Origin of the sequence: Legionella tunisiensis (assembly GCF_000308315.1) — a bacterium.
Classification (GTDB): Bacteria; Pseudomonadota; Gammaproteobacteria; order Legionellales; family Legionellaceae; genus Tatlockia; species Tatlockia tunisiensis.
On record NZ_CALJ01000106.1, the window covers coordinates 1 to 19,315 of the forward strand.

Genomic DNA, 19,315 nt, shown 5'->3' on the forward strand with positions numbered 1-19,315 from the left:
AGCATCTGGTAATGATTGGAAAATGAAAGATTACAAAATATTTTGCCGCCAGTCGTTCGTTAATAAGCTTGATAAGCTCATTATCACCTGGGTTGTTTCATCCAATCGTTGTTGAATTTCAAGACAAATCGCAGTAAACAATTGCTCTACTTTTGCTTTTCTTGCAAACTAATAACCCCATGTTTAAACATGGAGTGAGCTTCATCTAACGAGTGAGCGGCATAATTGTAAATTTCACTGGGCGAATTATCAGAAATAGATTGGTAAGTATCCCAAATATCGCGAATAACGTGAGAATCGTCGGTTGTAATGAAAGGCAATTCTCTGGTTTTTTAACTAATTCAACATCAGTGATATTGCTAATTAGAACGGCGTGATGAGCTGTGAGCGCCCGTCCAGATTCGGAAATAAGATTGGGTTCCGGCATACCTGCTTCTTCACAAAGAGGACGAAGTGCTAGCAAGATATTGGTAGCATATTCTTTGACAGAATAATTCATTGAACAGCCAGTGTTGGAACGTGTACCTTCGTAATCCACCCCAAGGCCACCACCAACGTCAACGGTACTGATTGGTGCATTCAAGCGACGCAGTTCAACATAATAACGAGCAACTTCTTGCATACAGTGGCGAATGTCATGGATGTTGGCAATTTGTGAGCCTAAATGGCAATGCATTAATTGCAGACAATCCAACGAATCGTGTGCTCTTAGTTGATTGACTAACTCAAGAACTTGTTCTGCATTTAAACCAAATTTGGATTTAGCCCCGCCAGTATTTTCCCATTTGCCTGCGCCTTTGGTGACTAAACGAATACGCACACCAATTTTAGGCCTTATGTCCAGTCGGGTAGACTCTTTCAAGATAATGTCTAATTCAGAACGTTTTTCAATCACAATGAAAACTTCATGGCCCATTTGTTGTGCGATTAACGCGGTGCGAATATAACTGCTGTCTTTATAGCCGTTGCAGACAATGGTAGAAGGAGTTTGGCCTAATAATCCAATTACTGCCATTAATTCAGGTTTGCTACCAGCTTCTAAACCCACGGGATAGCGCGGTTCTTTTAAAATTTCCCTTACCACACAATATTCTTGGTTCACTTTAATCGGGTAAACCAGTTTATAGCTTCCTCGATAATCGTTTTCCTCAATTGCCTGTGCAAAGGCTTCATTTAATTTTACGACTCTGTCGTGCAGAATATCAGTAAAGCGGATCAAAAGCGGTAATTGTAAACCCGCTCGGTTGGCGGCATTTACAATCGCTTGCAACTCAACGCCTTTTTCTTCCGGCGTTTTGCATATAGCAATATTCCCTGCTGCATTTATATTGAAATAACCTTCACCCCAGTTATTAATATTGTACAGATTTTCATCTTGGAATGTTTTGTCAGTCATTAGAGTTTTCCCACATCGGATTTACGGGCTTTGAGGAGCTCATGATAAGTTTCAGGCTCTCGCTGATCTGCAAAGGGAAACAAACGCCCCCACAACGCACGTTGACTGAAATCCAATTCAGCTACGAGCACAGCAGGCTCATTGCGAGGTGCTTGTACTAAAATTTCACCCATTGGGTTGGAGATAAAACTAGAGCCGTAAAACTCAAGTCCATCTTCCCAGCCAATACGGTTAACAGCGACGATAAAGCTATTCGCCATAATGCCCTGAGCAACCATCACTTTTTGCCACATGGGTTGGCTATCAAAACCTGGTGCAGTTGGTTCTCCACCAATGGCAGTGGGATAAACTAAAACCTCTGCTCCTTTTAAACCGTAAATACGCGACAACTCAGGAAACCATTGATCATAACAGGTAGGTAAACCAAATTGATGTCCGACTAAGTTGTGGACTGGATAATCGGAATCACCGGGTTTGAAGTAATAGTTTTCATGGTATTTTTCACCACTGGGAATATGCTGTTTGCGGGTGACTGCAACTAATTCACCTGATTCGTTAAAGGCTACGGCAGTGTTATAACCTGCTTTTTCAAACAGTGAGGAAGTAATGGTAACTTTCGCTGCTTTTGCTATGGCACTTACAAATTGTGCTGTAGGGCCTGTGTGTAGATCTTCTTGATAAGCTGTACCATCTACATCATGACGAGTACAAAAATAAGGTGACAACGTTAATTCTTGTAAACAGATGAGTTGAGCCCCTTGTTTAGCAGCCGCAAAAATACCTGAGGCAAGACGATCCTGATGTTCTTGCGGATTTTCAGACCATTTTTTCCTGTACTAAACCTACCTTTAATTTACCACCCGTCATCTTCAAGCCTCTCACGAAAAAATACCAATGTCCTGGACTGATTGATATTCTTGAGTAAAAAATTGCTGTATGATATAACCAATTGGTTTTTATGTATACAGTTTACTGTGTGTTTTAGGAAAGATTTTAACTTTTTGTAACCTAATTCCGTGCAGGAGTTTAGAGGGATTTCCTGGTAAGTACAATTGTGATTTTGCGAAGGGGGCAGTTACTGATTTAGCATTGATTTGCTAATAGGGCATTCGCTACTTTTGATTGGTTCTTTTTCCCTAACAGTTTGCATATTTTATCACCGGCAGCGACGATCTTAAAAATATCGACACCGGTTTCAATACCTAGTCCGTGCATCAAGTATAAAACATCTTCTGTTGCAACATTTCCGCTTGCACCACGAGCATAAGGACAGCCGCCAAGACCAGCTACCGAACTGTCAAAACGATGAACACCGTATTCAAGGGAGGCGTAAATGTTCGCAATCGCTTGGCCATAAGTATCATGAAAATGCATTGCTAATCTGGACAAGGGTAAAAACTCTAAGATCTGCTGTAAGACTGCATTGGTCTGTTTGGGTGTACCAACACCGATGGTATCGCCCAGACAAATTTCATCAACCTCCAGAGCCAGCAACTGACGCGTAACCTCAACGACTTGTTGCGGGGCAATTTCACCCTCATAGGGGCAGCCAAGTACACATGAAATGTAAGCACGTACTCGAATTTTATTTGCCTTAGCCAAAGCAATAACCGGCTCGAAGCGGTGAATGCTCTCGCTGATTGAACAATTGATATTACGTTGATTAAAGGTTTCACTCGCTGCCGTAAAGACAGCAATTTCTTTTATGCCTACTTCGAGTGCTTTCAACATGCCACGTTCGTTGGGAACCAATGCTGAATAATGAATGCCTGCAGGTTGAGCAATGCTGGTAAATACCGCTTCATTGTCAGCAAGTTGAGGAATTGCTTTGGCTGAAACAAAACTGGTGACTTCGATGTGTTTTAAACCGCTTTGGCTAAGTAAATTGATCAATTCTACTTTGTTTTCAGTGGCAACAAAGGATGATTCATTTTGTAACCCATCCCGTGGGCCTACTTCAACTATCGTGACTTGTTGTGGATAGTTCATGCTTGTCCCTAATCAATCTTTTAAAGCCAACAATTCAGCACCTTCACTGACTTGCGAGCCAACATCGTAAAATAATTCGGCCAGTATTCCGTCTTTGGGAGCATGAATGGTGTGTTCCATTTTCATTGCTTCCAAAACAATTAGACTCTCACCTTCTTTAACCTTATCTCCCTTATTTTTCAGAATAGCCACGACAGTCGCTGGCATAGGAGCGGTGAGTTGCCCTTTTTTGTGGCAAGTTGCGGATCAAAATTCTGCCAATTAAAGCGCTCAATCACCAAGGGGCCTTGTGCCAGATACAAAGTGAGTTTTGATCCTTGGTTATCCACCAGAATCTCTCTGATTTGCTGGCCGTCATCAAGATATAATTTATCAGCAATCAAGCGTGGCGACAAAGTGAATTCTTCCTCGTTAATTTTTACTTTGAAGGACGTATTTGTCAGAGGAATAATCTTGATTTCTTGTTGTTGACCCTCAATGAGGTAACGCCAATACCAATAACTGGATAAGTGCATTTGCCAGGCAAAACTATTATGATGAAGAGGATCTGTTTCACTGTCTTTGAGTACAAGATAATCATAACCAGCAGCCATTAAGAGTGCTAAATGCTTATCAGGAAGAGGAAGATTAATAGTTTCTTGAGTTAAAAATCAGTACTTAAATCTGCTTTAGCGAAGCGGGGATGGCTACAGATAGCTTGCAAAAAGCAATGTTGGTTTTGACACCGCCTACTGCATAGTTTGCAAGTGCGTATTGCATGCGTTGTAGAGCTTGTTCCCTTGTTTCTCCCCAGGTAATTAATTTGGCAATCATGGGGTCATAATGCATGGTAATGTGCGAATGAAGCGATACACCACTATCTATTCGAATGCCTTGACCTGCTGGCTCGTGCAAAAAATGCAATTGACCAATTGATGGCAGAAAGCCTTGGTGGGGATCTTCAGCATAGATTCGGCATTCAAGTGCGTGGCCGTGAGCTGCAATAGCCTTCTGGAGGCAGGGTAGCGGCTCATTAGCCGCTATTTTCAATTGCCACGCTACCAGATCAAGATCTGTTATCATTTCAGTGACGGGATGCTCGACTTGTAAACGTGTATTCATTTCCATGAAATAAAAATGAGCGTCACCATCCACTAAAAATTCGACTGTGCCAGCGCCACGATAGGCGATCGAACGAGCAACTTCACAGGCTGCTTCTGCCAAACTTTGCCGCATGGTAGCAGATAAATTAGGTGCTGGCGCTTCTTCAATAATTTTTTGATGTCGTCGCTGAATGGAGCAATCCCGTTCGAAAAGATGGACGATTTGACCATGATTATCCGCCATGATCTGGACTTCTACGTGACGAGGGTTGCTGATTAATTTTTCAATGAGCATCGTGTCATCTTTAAAGCTAGCCATCGCTTCACGACGGGCACCGGCTAAAGCTTGAGAAAATTCGGATTCTTTATAAACAGCACGCATACCTTTACCACCACCACCACTGGCTGCTTTTTAGCAATACTGGAAAACCAATCTGAAGAGCCTCATGTAATAAGCGCTCATCGGATTGTTCGCTACCATGATAGCCTGGTGTAAGGGGTACCCCGGTTTTCTCCAGTAATTGTTTGGCTACTTGCTTTGAAGCCATCGCGTCCATAGCTGCAATGGAGGGGCCGATAAATATGATTCCTGCGTCGGCGCAAGCTTGGGCAAATAAGGGATTTTCGGATAAAACCATAGCCAGGATGAATGGCCTGAGCGCCACTAGTTTTAGCCGCAGTAATAATCGCTTCAATATTGAGATAACTATTTTTGGCTGTTGCATCACCTACGCAAAATGCACTGTCTGCCTGGGCCACATGTTGGCTATTTTTATCAGCGGTTGAATAAATTGCAACAGTGTGGATACCCATTTGTCGGGCAGTTCTAATAACCCGACAGGCAATTTCACCGCGGTTAGCGATAAGAATTTTGTTGAACATGAAATCCCCTAATCCCAAATGGGTGTTTCTTTATTAAGAAAAGCATTTAATCCTCGTTGCCCTTCTACGGAAACTCGTTTCTTGGCAATGAGAGCTGCAGTTTGCTGTAACAATTCCTCATTAATTGGCCGACCTGCAACCTGTGAAACCAGTGTTTTACAAGCATTCACTGCTTCAGGAGCCAATCGGGCTATTTGTTGAGCATAATTTAAAGTAAAGACCAATAATTCATCTGCAGCTACGCAGTGTTGTACTAGCTGTAATTTTTTTGCTTCTTCCGCATCAAACGTTTCTGCTGTCATAAATAGCCATTTTGCAGCCCGTTCACCCATTGCTTTTACGACATACGGACTAATGACGGCAGGGATTAAGCCCAGTTTTACTTCTGAAAAACAAAATCGGGCCGTTGATGAAGCAATCGCCAGATCACAAGCAGCTACTAAACCAGCACCACCACCAAAGGCGGCACCTTGTACCATGGCTATAGTGGGTTTAGGGCTGGCATAGAGAGTATGCATGACACGAGCAAGTACTTTGGCATCTTGCAGGTTTTCTTCTTCACTAAATTGGGCCATGCGTTGCATCCAGGCAAGGTCTGCGCCTGCAGAAAAATGCTTTCCATTCGCTTTTAATAAAATAACTCTTGCTTGCGGATCACTAATCGCTTCATCAAGTCGCTGTTGCAATGCTGCCAGCAAGCTGTCATCAAAAGCATTATGTTTACCTACCCGATTCAAAGTAATAATAAAAACCCGATCATGCAACTCACTTAATAAATCACTCATTGTTTATCTCTATCGTGTTTTGGCATTCTGGCATTAGATTCTCCTACATACGAAACACACCAAAATTGGTTGTAGGGATCGGCGCGTTTAAGGCAGCAGACAAGCTTAAGCCAAGAATTTTACGAGTATCTTCAGGAGCAATAACACCATCATCCCAGAGTCTTGCACTAGCGTAATAGGGATTACCTTGGGTTTCATACTGGTCGCGTAAATCGGCTTTAAATTTTTCTTCTTCCTCAACAGACCATGTTGTTCCATGCTTCGCATGCTTGTCGCGGTTAATTTGTGCTAACACATTTGCTGCTTGTTCACCCCCCATGACAGAGATGCGGGCATTAGGCCAGGACCATAAAAAGCGCGGCCCATAAGCACGTCCACACATAGCATAATTACCAGCACCGAAACTACCGCCTATTATCACAGTGAATTTAGGGACATTAGCATTGGCAACGGCAGTCACCATCTTGGCACCATGTTTGGCTATACCTGTTGCTTCGTATTTACTACCCACCATAAAACCAGTGATATTTTGCAGAAATAATAAAGGGATGCGGCGTTGAGCACATAGCTCGATAAAATGCGCTCCTTTCAAAGCGCTTTCGGCAAATAAAATACCATTATTGGCAATCACACCAATGGGATAACCAAACAAATGGGCAAACCCACAGACTAAAGTCGTGCCATAAAGTGCTTTGAACTCATCCAACTCTGAACCATCCACAACGCGAGCGATTACTTCTCGGATATCGAAAGGCTTTCGCGGATCAGCTGGTACAACACCATTTAATTCTTTGGCGTTATAGAGAGGTTCTCGACTGGCAATTCGACAAAGATTTTCAGGTTTCTGACGATTTAGGTGACTTACTGCTACACGGGCCAAGTGTAGTGCATGGGCATCATTTTCAGCATAATGGTCAGCGACACCAGATTGTCTGCAATGGATATCGGCACCGCCCAATTCTTCTGCACTGATAATTTCACCGGTAGCTGCTTTTACCAACGGTGGTCCGGCTAAAAAGATAGTAGCCTGATTTTGTACCATAATCGATTCATCGGCCATTGCGGGTACATAAGCACCACCTGCAGTGCAAGATCCCATGACCACTGCAATTTGAGGAATATTCTCTGCTGATAACATTGCTTGGTTATAAAAAATACGGCCAAAATGCTCTCGATCTGGAAAAACTTCATCTTGAAGGGGCAGAAAAGCACCACCTGAATCAACTAGATAAATACAGGGAAGGTGATTAACTCTAGCAATCTCTTGAGCACGTAAATGTTTTTTGACGGTAAGCGGATAATAGGTTCCACCTTTAACTGTGGCATCATTCACCACAATCATACATTCAATACCTGCAATACGTCCTATTCCGGTAATAATTCCTGCAGCAGGGACAGTGTCTTCATAAACTCGGTAGGCGGCCAATTGTGATAATTCAAGAAAAGGACTGCCTGGATCAAGTAAATGTTGCAAGCGCTCGCGAGGCAATAATTTGCCATGTTTTAAATGTCGTTGGCGTGCTTTTTCATCACCACCCTGAGCAATTTTTTGGATAGCGTTCTGCAGTTCAACAAGCAATTTTTGCATAATTGCTTCATTGTCTTTGAAATCCTTGCTGGCGGGATTTAACTGACTAGTGATTTTAGCCATCGATAATCCTTAATGTATCAAGATATTACTGAGTACAATTACCAGCCATAGACACCAGGTGAATTCGATGAGATAGGGCATGTCATTCCCTTTGATGAGCCGGTAGGTGAGTGCTGGAATGGCGGCAATCACAACTGGGATAAACACGAGAAGGATCACTTTACGTATCATTAATCCCAAACCGTTTTGACTAAAAATGGGTGTCAATTTGACATTAATAAAAGCATAGAGCATCCCTATATAAACGATAATCATATGAGCATATTTAGCAAAAATCACAACCAGAATACTTAACGCTAAATAAATAAGACTTTGTCTAAGCATGTACATCCTTAAGCAGTTAGTGCGTCACTCTACAAATTGAAGAGTGATGCGGGCTATATTTCTATTAGGTCTTTAGGTCTGTTGACATTTCTACTATCCAGGCCGAAAAGCATTCATTTCCAGCGCTTCGCTGCTCATTGACTATCCTGTAAATTGTGCTGCGATGCTCCTAAATCAACACTTTTCGATTCAAGCTAGCGACATGTCAACAGACCATGGTGACTTATGATACCTGGATGGTTAAACCATTTCGATAGCAATAGCAGTTGCTTCACCGCCACCAATACATAAAGCAGCTATACCACGTGTTTTACGTTGTTGTTTTAGAGCGTGCATTAAAGTAACAATAATACGTGCACCGGATGCTCCGATAGGATGGCCCAGGGCACAAGCTCCCCCATGAACATTGACTTTTTCATCATCGAGTTCAAGTTGTGTGATTGCTGCCATAGCGACTACAGCAAAGGCTTCATTGATCTCGAAAAGGTCAACATCACTTTGATGCCAACCAGCTTTATTTAATACTTTGCGAATTGCATCAACGGGAGCGGTAGTAAACCATTGAGGTGCTTGTGCATGAGTTGCATGAGCGACAATCCGAGCCAGTGGCGTTAAACCGCGTTTTTTGCATTAGCTGCAGTCATTAAAATCAGGCTTGCTGCGCCATCCGATATTGAAGAAGAATTCGCTGCAGTTACCGTACCATCAGCTTTGAAAGCAGGACGTAGCTGCGGAATTTTAGCCAATTTACTGGCCTCTGGGCCTTCATCTTGAGATATCACCACATCCCCTTTGCGTCCAGCAATGGTGACAGGTGCTATTTCTTCAGCAAAAGAATTATCTTGTTGTGCTTGCAGTGCACGATTCAATGAGCGAATAGCATAGTCATCTTGTTGTTGACGGGTAAATTGAAAATGGCCTGCTGTTGTTTCAGCATAACAACCCATTAATTGGCCACGCTCATACGCATCTTCAAGGCCGTCAAGAAACATATGATCTTTTAGCTCACCATGACCTAAACGATAACCAGCTCGCGCCTTGCTCAATAAATAGGGCGCGTTACTCATACTTTCCATCCCACTAGCCAACACGATGTTGGCAGAACCAACTTTCAGGAGATCATGAGCTAACATGACAGCTTTCATGCCTGAACCACACATTTTATTGATGGTAGTTGCGCCGGTTGAATTAGGAATACCAGCTTTGATCGCTGCTTGTCTTCCTGGCGCCTGACCTATGCCTGCTTGCAATACACAACCGGTGATCACTTCATCAATGTCTGCAGGAGAAAGACCAGCTTGTTCAATAACTGCTTGATGGGCGACAGCGCCTAACTCGGGTGCTGATAAAGCAGACAAGCTACCAAGCATATTACCCATTGGTGTTCTTTTGGCTGCAACAATAACAATATCATTTGGTTCCATGGTCATTTTCCTTATGCAGTTTCGTTAAAAAGTTCACGTCCAATCAACATCCGTCTGATTTCAGACGTACCAGCACCGATCTCGTAGAGTTTGGCATCGCGCAGCAAACGCCCGGTAGGGTACTCGTTAATATAACCATTCCCGCCTAAAGTTTGAATGGCCTGCAAAGCCATTTGCGTGGCTCTTTCTGCTGTATATAAAATAACGCCTGCCGCATCTTTACGGCTAACCATGCCTTGATCACAGGCTCGAGCTACGGTGTATAAATAAGCCCGTGAAGCGCTTAATTCCGTGTATATATCCGCTAACTTACCTTGAATAAATTGGAATTCGCCAATGGCTTGTTCAAATTGCTTGCGTTCGTGAATGTAGGGCAAGACGACATCCAAACAGGCTTGCATAATTCCAACGGGACCAGCTGCTAATACCGTGCGTTCATAATCAAGACCGCTCATTAATACTCTTACGCCCTTATTCACTTCTCCCAGCACGTTTTTCGCAGGTACTTCACAATTTTCAAATACTAATTCGCAGGTATTTGATCCACGCATACCGAGTTTATCAAGTTTCTGTGCCGTACGAAAACCGTTAAATCCTTTCTCAATGATGAATGCTGTGATGCCTTTACTGGCCGCTTGTTTATCAGTTTTTGCATAAACAACCAAAACATCAGCATCCGGACCATTAGTGATCCACATCTTGGTACCATTGAGAATGAATTTGTCGCCTGCCGCTTGTGCTTGAAGTTGCATGCTTACAACATCAGAGCCAGCATTTGACTCACTCATTGCTAACGCGCCAATATATTCTCCACTTATTAGTTTAGGCAAATAACGGTGCTTTTGCTCTGCTGTGCCATTGAGATAAATTTGGTTCACACATAAATTGGAATGCGCTCCATAACTTAGGCCAACAGAGGCTGATGCGCGGGAAATTTCTTCCATTGCAATGACGTGCGCAAGATAACCCATATTCGCGCCGCCATATTCTTCGCTAACGGTGATGCCCAATAAACCCATCTCTCCCAATTTTCGCCATAGATGATTGGGGAAGGCGTTATCTGTATCGATCTGAGCAGCTAGAGGAGCGATTTCCTTTTGGGCGAATTGATAAACACTATCTCGCAAAAGGTCATAGGTTTCGCCAAGTTGATGTTGTATACCGACATACATAGATGACTTCCTGTTATTGGAGCAAATAGGCTAGACTATACCCAATCAAATTCAAGTTGCAACATCAATTTAAGTGAGAGCTTGTTGCAAGCGCTTGTCTTGAACTATGCCTTGTGAATGGAGGGCATCTGTTTTGAGGCTGGGAATAGACACAGGAAGGGGATGTATATGCGTAAACTTGTACTATGGGGCCATCATGCTGATGAGTATCAGGAAATGTTTGATTTATCGAAAGCAGATATGTCAACTCGTTTGTTGGAATATGGTTGTGGTCCAAGTGCAGTGAATGCCGAATTAACTGCTCACGCACAGCACATAGTGAGCTGTGATCCGCTGTTTAATTTGGATAAAGATACTTTGTATAGCAAAGTATCTTTAGTTTTTGCTGATATGGTCAGCAGAGTGGTAAGGGATCAAGAAAAATTTGATTTTAGTCGCTATGGAAATCCTGAAGCCTTATTTGCAAAAAGACGCGAAGGAATGGCTCAATTTTTTGCTGATTATGAAAAAGGTAAAAAGGCTAAGCGTTATATAGGAATAGGGACTTATGCATTGCCGTTTGCTGATTTTTCCTTTGAATTCGCTTTAAGTTCTCACTATTTATTCGCTGATCTTGATGATCAGGATGTCGAATTTCATCTGCAAGTGATAAAAGAATTAGCGCGTGTAGCTAAAGAGGTGAGAATTTTTCCTCTGATTGATCGTTATGGCCACCCATCTCCTTTTTTGGGACCAGTCCTTCTCGGCTTACAACAAGATAATTTAGGGGTAGAGGTGCGAGAAGTGGCTTATCATTTGCAACCTGGCGGAAATGCGATGCTACGCGTCTGGGCACAACAGTGTCAGCTGTAGCTGCAAATCTCTCATTTTTTAAGTTCTGAGAACTGTGGGTTAGAGCAAAGGGTCCGGGGATTTACTGCTTCCTTAATATCCAGAATGATCTAGATGCCACCCATGAAAAAACTGTTTCTTAAACTATACTCCCAATTATACTGTTGACTGTATGGTAAAAGTAGGACTCGTCACTAAGATTTGAGGATGTCATTAGCGATTTGATATTTTGTAAAGCATATTGGTACATATCAATCAGGAGGTGAGAAATTATTTTAGATAACGTCTTTATTAAATTTGTAAAAAGATGTAAGAATGTTTTGCTAGTATTAAATTTGTTTTAATTATTAACTTTGCAAGGAAGGCTCATTATGAAAAAGTCATCATTAGCTGTTGCGGCTCTGTTATCTGCACTTTCAACTGCTGCTGTAGTTCCTGTTGCGTTTGCAGACAATCAAGCTGCTGGTTCTCAAATTGCCTGTTCTGGATGTAAAGGCTGCAAAGGTTGTAACGGTTGCAAAGGCTGCAGCGGTTGCAAAGGTTGCGGCGGTTGTAAAGGTTGTGGCGGTTGCTCTGGTAGCTAAGCGCCTGTTAAATGAAGAGGTAGTATGAAATATACTACCTCTTTGTTATCGGTTTATTCTATGTTAATAATTCCTGAGTTTCATTTACCTTCTCTGACAAAAGCAAGCAAAGAACGATATTTGCGGTATGCGATGCAAGTGCTTGAAGCGCAGCAACAAATGATCACAAAGAAAGGTAAGAATATTCTCCATTATACTTTGGAAAAGAAACGTCGCCATGTGCGGATGAATCATTATCCTAAAGGAGATCGTATCGATCATAATACTGGGGCGCAATATTTTTATCATTGTCATCGCGAGGATCTAGCGAGTAATGAACATGGCCATTTCCATTGTTTTTTACGCTATAAACATATCCCAAAACAGGTAAAACCAACTGCTTTGCCAGATTGGGATAAAAATATTGATAATCCTATGACACATCTTGTTGCTATTTCAATGAATCGTTATGGTCAGCCTATTCGTTTGTTTACAGTTAATCGCTGGATTTCATATGAAATTTGGTACGATGCTAAACATATCTCGCGTTTTATTAAACAATATAAGATGACTTTAAACGATAATCCTTATTGGCAAGTTCTCGACCGATGGGTAGAGGGCATGCTTCATTTGTTCGCGCCTCAGATTGACTGGTTATATCAGGCACGGGATGCAGCCGTTGCTCATCACAAGACCATTTTTCCTGATAACAACGCCTATGAAGATAAACAGATTGAAGAATGGTCAGAAATTTCAATTGATCTTAATCAACAGGTGCAATGGTTATTGAACACCGAACCTGAAACAACGAAAGGTGAGATGGTTGTTTAGTTGCCCGGGAAAACTAGAGGGTTAAAATTATTTCCTGGTTGCGAGCAACCAGACTTCTCATGCAAGGCAGTTTGCACCACCTGCTCCAGCATCGTCGGAAGGATCGTGGGTTACGTCGTAAAAATGGGGTTTTTATGCCGTTTCTTGAGACAGAAACGTTGAAAAAGATGAGTAAATCGCATACCATGGCTTTAGCCATCGTTGTCTCTTGGATAGATGACTATGATTAGCTGGTAGCGGGGGATTGCCGTCCTTCCTGGCAGTGCATTTAAAACTACAAACGCCTTTTCATGCTATTTGGTTCTGTAGTGAGTGCAATGAGAATTTAGTATTTTCATGTGCCTACTTCAGGAATCTATATTGGCCTCTTGCAGTGATGGCTATGTTGCCTTTATCGCAAATGAATCTGTTGTAACAGTTATTTATTTTTGGAGTTGGTATGTATGCAGTGATTCGCCCTTTGCTTTTTAAAATGGATGCGGAAAGGGCTCATCATTTAGTCCTCTCAGCCTTACATTACTTACCTAAAACTTGTTTTAAGCAACCAGCAGGCAAACCCGTTACTGCTATGGGTCTTAATTTTCCTCATCCAATTGGTTTGGCTGCAGGATTAGACAAAAGCGGTGAGCATTTAGATGCTTTAAGTAAACTGGGGTTCTCCTTCATTGAGTTGGGTACAGTAACCCCTCGTCCGCAGGCAGGTAATCCCAAACCTCGTCTTTTCCGCTTGCCTCAGGCTGAGGCTATTATCAATCGCATGGGCTTTAACAATCTTGGAGTCGATGCCCTAGTCGCTAATGTAGCGAAAGCCCGCTATAAAGGTATTCTAGGAATTAATATTGGTAAAAACAAAGACACTCCTCTGACGAGGGCTGTTGAAGATTATATTTATTGTTTACAAAAAGTTTATAAATACGCGTCTTATATCACTATCAATATTTCTTCGCCTAACACACCAGATTTACGTTTATTACAACAAGATAAATTTTTCCGTGTACTGCTAGGTCAATTGTGTGAAGAGCAGAAGCGCTTGGCTGATGAGCAACAACGCTTGATCCCTTTGGCAATTAAATTGTCGCCTGATGAGTCGGATGAAACATTAAAACAAATGGTTGATGTGATTCTTGAGCATCAGGTAGCTGGCATTATTGCCACTAATACTACTTGTAGACGGGATGCTGTCAGTACATTGGTCAATGGGAATGAAGCGGGTGGATTAAGCGGTAAACCTCTAGCTGAGCGTTCAACCCAATGTTTGCATTTATTAAAACAGCTTGTGGGTAATGCAGTAACTTTAATCGGTGTCGGAGGTATTGATAGTAGTCAGGTAGCTCGTGAAAAACTGCAGGCTGGCGCTTCCTTATTGCAAATATATACTGGTCTAATTTACCAGGGGCCTAATTTGATTAGTACCTTAGTAAGCAATTTATAACATTACTAGGACTTTTCTTGAAATTGTTTGGAGTTAGAATAGATTGATGTAATCGATACTTTTAGCGTTGCTCAAGATCTCATCCCCGTTGAAGCAATTTTACTTGATAAATTGGCAGCTTCCCCTAATTACGGTACAATTCGTCCCCTGAATGCCAACCCTAGCGCTTAGCCCATGCAAAAAAACACACTCGGCAAGACAGGCCCGCTTTACCGACGATTATTGTCCTATGTTAAGCCTTTCTGGCCAATTCTTCTGCTTGGCATCTTTGCCAACATATTGTACTCAGCTATTGATGCTGGTTTTACGTACATGATGCGCCCTTTTCTTGATAAAGGCTTTATTAATATTGACATGGCTTTTGTGAGAAAATCCCCTTCATTGTACTGATAGGGATTACTATACGAGGGTTGGTAAGTTCTGCTGGTAGTTACTGCATGACCTGGGTTGCCCGTTCGGTAGTCAAGGTGCTACGTCAGCGTGTTTTTGCGCATATTATTCGTTTACCTGCTGATTATTATGATGAAGCCACATCAGGACAGTTGCTATCCAAGATACTCTACGATGTCGAGCAGGTTGCACAGGTTAGTGCCGATGCATTGACTGATTTTGTCCAGAATACCTGTTTAGTCATTGGATTATTGACCGTTATGATGATTGTTTGCTGGCAATTGTCGCTGATGTTTTTCGTGACGGTGCCTTTTGTTGCTCTCATTGTCAGTTATACCAATAAACGAGTCCGGCGGATTAGTCACAAAGTACAAAAATCGATGGGAGAGGTCACTGAAATTGCTGGTGAAGTGATCGAAGGTTACCGAGTTGTACGGATTTTTGGCGGCGAGAACTACGAGGTTGCCAAATTCAATCAAGCTACAGAAGCCTCACGTAAAAAATGATATGAAGGTAGCTGTGACTAAAGCAATTAATGTTTCCGGAGTACAGTTTGTCATTGCTGTGGGTATTGCCCTTATTATCCTGGCTGCCATCCAGTTGGCAACGGTCATTACGATTACTGCAGGAGCCTTCCTGGCTATTATTGCGGCTATGTTGCAGCTTATTAAACCAATGAAAACACTGACAACGCTAAATGCTGCTATCCAACGTGGTTTGGCAGGGGCTGAGAGTGTTTTTGCTTTGTTGGATAAGGCTACTGAGCCTGATCGAGGCAAAAAATAGCCAGCAAGGTACGTGGTGATCTTGTGTTTGATAACGTTAATTATGCTTATCGCCGAGGACAACAGGTATTGCATGAAGTCAGTTTTAACCTTGCTGCTGGTGAAACAGTCGCATTGGTTGGTCATTCCGGTAGTGGTAAAACAACGATTGCTAGCTTAATCCCGCGTTTTATGAGCTTAGTCAAGGTCGAATTTTATTAGATGGAGAAAACATTAATGAGTTAACACTAACAAGCTTGCGAGAGCAAATTGCCTTAGTGAGCCAACATGTGACTTTATTTAATGATACCATGGCTAATAATATTGCTTATGGTTGTTTTGATGTTAGTCGTGAACAAATTATTCATGCAGCCAAACTGGCTTTTGCTGATGAGTTTATTGTTCGTTTACCTAACGGTTATGATACCAAAATAGGGGAGAATGGGGTTCTTCTCTCAGGAGGGCAACGTCAGCGTTTAGCGATTGCACGTGCCATATTAAAAGATGCTCCTCTTTTAATTCTAGATGAGGCCACATCGGCTCTGGATAGTGAATCAGAGCGCTATATCCAATCTGCTCTGGAACAAGTAATGAAAACACGGACTACACTGGTTATTGCACATCGATTGTCAACCATTAAGCGAGCTAATAAAATTATTGTTATGAATCAAGGGCGGGTAGTTGAACAAGGCACCCATCAGCAATTATTGGCCTTGGAAGGCCACTACGCTCAATTGTATCAAGTACAAAAGCTGGGTGTAGATAGTGCAGAAGAAGTTATCGGCTAATGTCACAGTTTATCGAAAAATTATGGTATAGAAAGCATTTTTTACGTTGGTTTTTATGGCCATTTGCTCTGATTTATCAACTGATTATCGCTACACGGCGAATTTTTTTGCAATGTTTTTGGCAGCAACAATTTTCTGTTCCTATTATTATCGTTGGTAATTTAACAGTAGGGGGAGTGGGAAAAACACCTCTGGTTATCGCCTTAGCGAAGCAGTTTCAGGCAAAAGGATTACGGGTTGGTATTGTTAGTCGTGGTTATGGCGCTACCATTACTCAATTTCCTCATGAGGTTTCTGCTAACGACCAGGCAACCTTAGTGGGTGATGAACCTTTATTACTGGCCAAAAAACAGGTTGTCCGGTAGTCATTGCTCCGAAGAGAGTACAAGCAGTTCACTACTTGTTAGATAATCATCAGAGTCAAATCATTATTAGTGACGATGGATTGCAACATTATGCTATGGGACGAACAGTAGAAATTGTTGTGATTGATGGTCTGCGCCGATTAGGGAATGGCCTCTGTTTGCCGGCAGGCCCATTGCGTGAAAATGTAAATCGCCTGCAGAAAAGTGATTTAATTGTAGTGAATGAGGGAGAATGGCCGGGTGCCCATTCCATGGTTCTGCAACCAGGCGAATTAACCCACCTAATAACAGGAAACAATGTAAAAATGAGTGCTTTGGAATTTCCTGTCGCTGCTGTCGCTGCTATTGGTCATCCACAGCGTTTTTTCACTACCTTGCAGAATCTTGGAGTAATTTTTAAAAATATCCTTTTCCAGATCATCATCATTTTTCGAAAAATGAACTACAATTCACGGAAAAAGCGATAGTAATGACGGAAAAAGACGCGGTTAAATGCCAGGTTTTTGCCGATGATGCTTGGTACTTTTTACCTGTAGAAGCCAAGTTAAGCGACTCATTTTGGGAGGCGCTATGGTCCCATGAACACTTACAAGGTCATATTTGAGATGAAATGTGCACGATTATCCAAGTTATTAGTCTGTTTTGCTCTATTTGCTACAAGTTACGCTACGGCACAGTCTATAGCCGAGACAGTAGGGAAACAAGAAGAAACCACGGTACTTTCTTCCACTGCTCTGCAAGCTGATTGGGTGTTTTCTGGGATCGTGACTAATGAAAGTGGCGAGCGCTACAATTATTATTTCCAAATGCAACGTGATAATGATCAATTTCACGCTATTGCAACGCTCATCGATGGGCAAACTCAAGACGTGTTGCTTTTTGAAGAGGCTATAACGACAATTGAGCAACCCGATGTCAGTAATTGGCAGGTAGGACGGGCGTTTCTACAATTTAATCCTATTAACAATAGCTGGATTTTTGGTGTAAAAACAAAAGCCAAAAAAGGATTCAATTTCAAAGTTGATATGTTAAAACAAGCGGAAAATACACCGACTATTCAAGACTTGCGTTCTGGAATAGAGCTTTTAGTAAATCAAACCGGCCGTTTGAATGGGCATCTACAAACAGGTGAAGAGAGTAAAGAGCAGTTTGTTACTGCACAAAAAGCTTGGTTTAGGCAGATCTGGGTCAGTAAACCTCAGGCATCTCTTCATCCCTTCATTGGAATTTTATGTCAATTCAATGATGGTAGCGGTTTTTATTCAGTGAACTTACAGGAGGCAGATGCTTTAAGGGGTGCTATAGCGGGTTGGAGAAATATAGAAGGAAAAGCTGTCTCTATGTCACAGTTTGTTACTTTGCAAGAGGAAAAAGAAGGGCTCTGGCATATTCGTATTGCTTCACCGAAAGTGAATTTATCTTTGCAGAATGCATTAGCCAAGAATGATAACACGCACCAACTTATTGCAGGGCTAACGGATGGCGAAATGCCTGGTTTTTGTACAATAAGTAACGATAAAATCGGCCAGCAGCAGCCGAAGGCAGAAGAAGTTAATTAACGTGAGTTCGATATAAATGCTTTATGTTGAACTCACGTTAATGAGGTAGTTGCTGTTTTAGGAAAAAAATCGATTAATATTGAGCAAAGTAACGATTCCCATAAATATAAAAAATGTTGCAGTAATAGAGCGTACGAGTTTCAGCGGTAACTTACTCGTTGTTTTGCTTACAAGCATAATGGCTGGAATGTCGGCGATTAGCATCCCCAGTGTTGTTCCCATGACAACCATAAGAGGCGTTGCATAATGCGCGGTGAAAGCAATTGTGGCTAACTGTGTTTTATCTCCCATTTCAACAAGAAAAAAGTGAAGAAAGTAACCCAGAAAACGCCCATTTTACCTCTGATCATGGTTTGGTTTTCTTCTAGCTTATCGGGTACAAGGGCCCAGATTGCCATTGAAATAAAGGAGCCAGCAAGTATCCAACGTAAGGTAGTATGATTGATAGTGGAAGCTAACCAGATACCAGCAGCGGCAGCCAGACTGTGATTGACTAAGGTAGCAAACAGGATTCCTAAAATAAGCGGTATAGGTCGCTTAAAACGCGCTGCCAAGATCATGGCTAATAATTGAGTTTTATCACCTATTTCAGCAAAGGCGATTGCACCAGTTGATACAAATAAAGATTCCATTTGGTTTATCTCAGCTGGTAATAGACGAATGACTACTAATCCTCTCACCAGCTCCAAGAAGATAGGTAGTCAAAAGTCTTGCTAGGCCTAAGCTGCTTACACCATGGTTTTCAACCAAGGATGTTGATGTAAGCCACCTCTTGTTGAGGTGCAGCTACTCCCCATTGACGCGGCGAAGTATAACACAAATTATTTATTATGCAAAAAATTATTTTATTGATAGTCTAGTTGCGAATCTTGTTTAGTATCTCTCATAAAAAGATAAACCAGCAGTGAACAAGCAATACAAATAGTAACATACCAATAAAAACCACTTTCAATTCCCTTGGATTTAAACCATAAAGCGATATATTCCGCTGTGCCGCCAAATAGTGAAACTGTAATGGCATAGGGTAAACCGACACCGAGAGTGCGGATTTCTACAGGGAACAATTCGGCTTTTAACTACCGCATTG

13 protein-coding genes, 6 pseudogenes and 1 riboswitch are annotated in these 19,315 nt (G+C 42.0%); of the genes and pseudogenes, 7 read left to right on the forward strand and 12 right to left on the reverse strand.

Going from position 1 to position 19,315, the window contains the following annotated elements:
• The 9 genes and pseudogenes from speA to BN58_RS07710 form a co-directional block, all read right to left on the reverse strand.
• Positions 1–1,396: pseudogene (speA, locus tag BN58_RS23165) on the reverse strand (biosynthetic arginine decarboxylase); the annotation flags it as partial.
• Positions 1,396–2,263, reverse strand: a pseudogene (locus BN58_RS23170) (carbon-nitrogen hydrolase). The pseudogenes speA and BN58_RS23170, both read right to left, overlap by 1 nt.
• A gap of 216 nt (positions 2,264–2,479) precedes the next feature.
• A complete protein-coding gene (locus BN58_RS07680) occupies positions 2,480–3,385 on the reverse strand; it encodes a hydroxymethylglutaryl-CoA lyase (RefSeq protein WP_019216337.1) in 906 nt (301 codons plus the stop codon).
• Between the two features lie 12 nt (positions 3,386–3,397).
• Positions 3,398–5,349: pseudogene (locus tag BN58_RS36885) on the reverse strand (acetyl/propionyl/methylcrotonyl-CoA carboxylase subunit alpha).
• 8 nt (positions 5,350–5,357) lie between these two features.
• Positions 5,358–6,134 carry an enoyl-CoA hydratase-related protein gene (locus BN58_RS07690; protein ID WP_019216338.1) on the reverse strand — a complete coding sequence of 259 codons (777 nt, stop codon included), beginning with the start codon at positions 6,132–6,134 and terminating at the stop codon, positions 5,358–5,360.
• Positions 6,135–6,177: 43 nt separating this feature from the next.
• Entirely contained in the window at positions 6,178–7,785 is a 1,608-nt protein-coding gene (locus tag BN58_RS07695) for a carboxyl transferase domain-containing protein (protein WP_019216339.1), read from the reverse strand.
• 9 nt (positions 7,786–7,794) lie between these two features.
• Complete coding sequence (locus tag BN58_RS07700) at positions 7,795–8,109, reverse strand: hypothetical protein (RefSeq protein ID WP_019216340.1); 315 nt, start codon at positions 8,107–8,109, stop codon at positions 7,795–7,797.
• A gap of 240 nt (positions 8,110–8,349) precedes the next feature.
• A pseudogene (locus tag BN58_RS23190) lies at positions 8,350–9,533 on the reverse strand (acetyl-CoA C-acyltransferase).
• 11 nt (positions 9,534–9,544) lie between these two features.
• Positions 9,545–10,705 (reverse strand): isovaleryl-CoA dehydrogenase, encoded by a 1,161-nt coding sequence (locus BN58_RS07710; RefSeq protein ID WP_019216341.1) that lies wholly within the window; start codon positions 10,703–10,705, stop codon positions 9,545–9,547.
• Between the two features lie 168 nt (positions 10,706–10,873).
• Between BN58_RS07710 and BN58_RS07715 the strand changes: the two genes are divergently transcribed.
• The 7 genes and pseudogenes from BN58_RS07715 (at position 10,874) to BN58_RS23210 (ending at position 18,228) form a co-directional block, all read left to right on the forward strand.
• Positions 10,874–11,557 carry a hypothetical protein gene (locus BN58_RS07715; protein WP_019216342.1) on the forward strand — a complete coding sequence of 228 codons (684 nt, stop codon included), beginning with the start codon at positions 10,874–10,876 and terminating at the stop codon, positions 11,555–11,557.
• A 350-nt stretch (positions 11,558–11,907) separates the two neighbouring features.
• Positions 11,908–12,120 carry a hypothetical protein gene (locus tag BN58_RS29685; RefSeq protein ID WP_083852144.1) on the forward strand — a complete coding sequence of 71 codons (213 nt, stop codon included), beginning with the start codon at positions 11,908–11,910 and terminating at the stop codon, positions 12,118–12,120.
• 24 nt (positions 12,121–12,144) lie between these two features.
• Positions 12,145–12,930 carry a DUF6969 family protein gene (locus tag BN58_RS23195; protein ID WP_019216344.1) on the forward strand — a complete coding sequence of 262 codons (786 nt, stop codon included), beginning with the start codon at positions 12,145–12,147 and terminating at the stop codon, positions 12,928–12,930.
• 439 nt (positions 12,931–13,369) lie between these two features.
• On the forward strand, positions 13,370–14,362 hold the full coding sequence (locus BN58_RS07735) for a quinone-dependent dihydroorotate dehydrogenase (RefSeq protein WP_019216346.1): 993 nt from the start codon (positions 13,370–13,372) through the stop codon (positions 14,360–14,362).
• A 174-nt stretch (positions 14,363–14,536) separates the two neighbouring features.
• Positions 14,537–16,304: pseudogene (gene msbA, locus BN58_RS23200) on the forward strand (lipid A export permease/ATP-binding protein MsbA).
• Positions 16,304–17,273, forward strand: a pseudogene (gene lpxK / locus BN58_RS23205) (tetraacyldisaccharide 4'-kinase). The pseudogenes msbA and lpxK overlap by 1 nt, the downstream one beginning before the upstream one ends.
• 1 nt (position 17,274) lies before the next feature.
• Complete coding sequence (locus BN58_RS23210; protein WP_019216347.1) at positions 17,275–18,228, forward strand: hypothetical protein; 954 nt, start codon at positions 17,275–17,277, stop codon at positions 18,226–18,228.
• A 57-nt stretch (positions 18,229–18,285) separates the two neighbouring features.
• Here the strand turns inward: BN58_RS23210 and BN58_RS33350 are convergent, their stop codons facing one another.
• The 3 genes from BN58_RS33350 to BN58_RS07780 all read right to left on the reverse strand — a co-directional run bounded on the left by BN58_RS33350 (position 18,286) and on the right by BN58_RS07780 (position 19,292).
• Positions 18,286–18,519 (reverse strand): TMEM165/GDT1 family protein, encoded by a 234-nt coding sequence (locus tag BN58_RS33350; RefSeq protein WP_232220431.1) that lies wholly within the window; start codon positions 18,517–18,519, stop codon positions 18,286–18,288.
• Complete coding sequence (locus BN58_RS33355) at positions 18,498–18,860, reverse strand: TMEM165/GDT1 family protein (protein WP_232220432.1); 363 nt, start codon at positions 18,858–18,860, stop codon at positions 18,498–18,500. The genes BN58_RS33350 and BN58_RS33355 overlap by 22 nt, the downstream gene beginning before the upstream one ends.
• Before the next feature lie 7 nt (positions 18,861–18,867).
• Positions 18,868–19,035, reverse strand: a riboswitch (yybP-ykoY riboswitch).
• Positions 19,036–19,073: 38 nt separating this feature from the next.
• On the reverse strand, positions 19,074–19,292 hold the full coding sequence (locus BN58_RS07780) for a hypothetical protein (RefSeq protein ID WP_019216348.1): 219 nt from the start codon (positions 19,290–19,292) through the stop codon (positions 19,074–19,076).
• Positions 19,293–19,315: the final 23 nt, after the last annotated feature.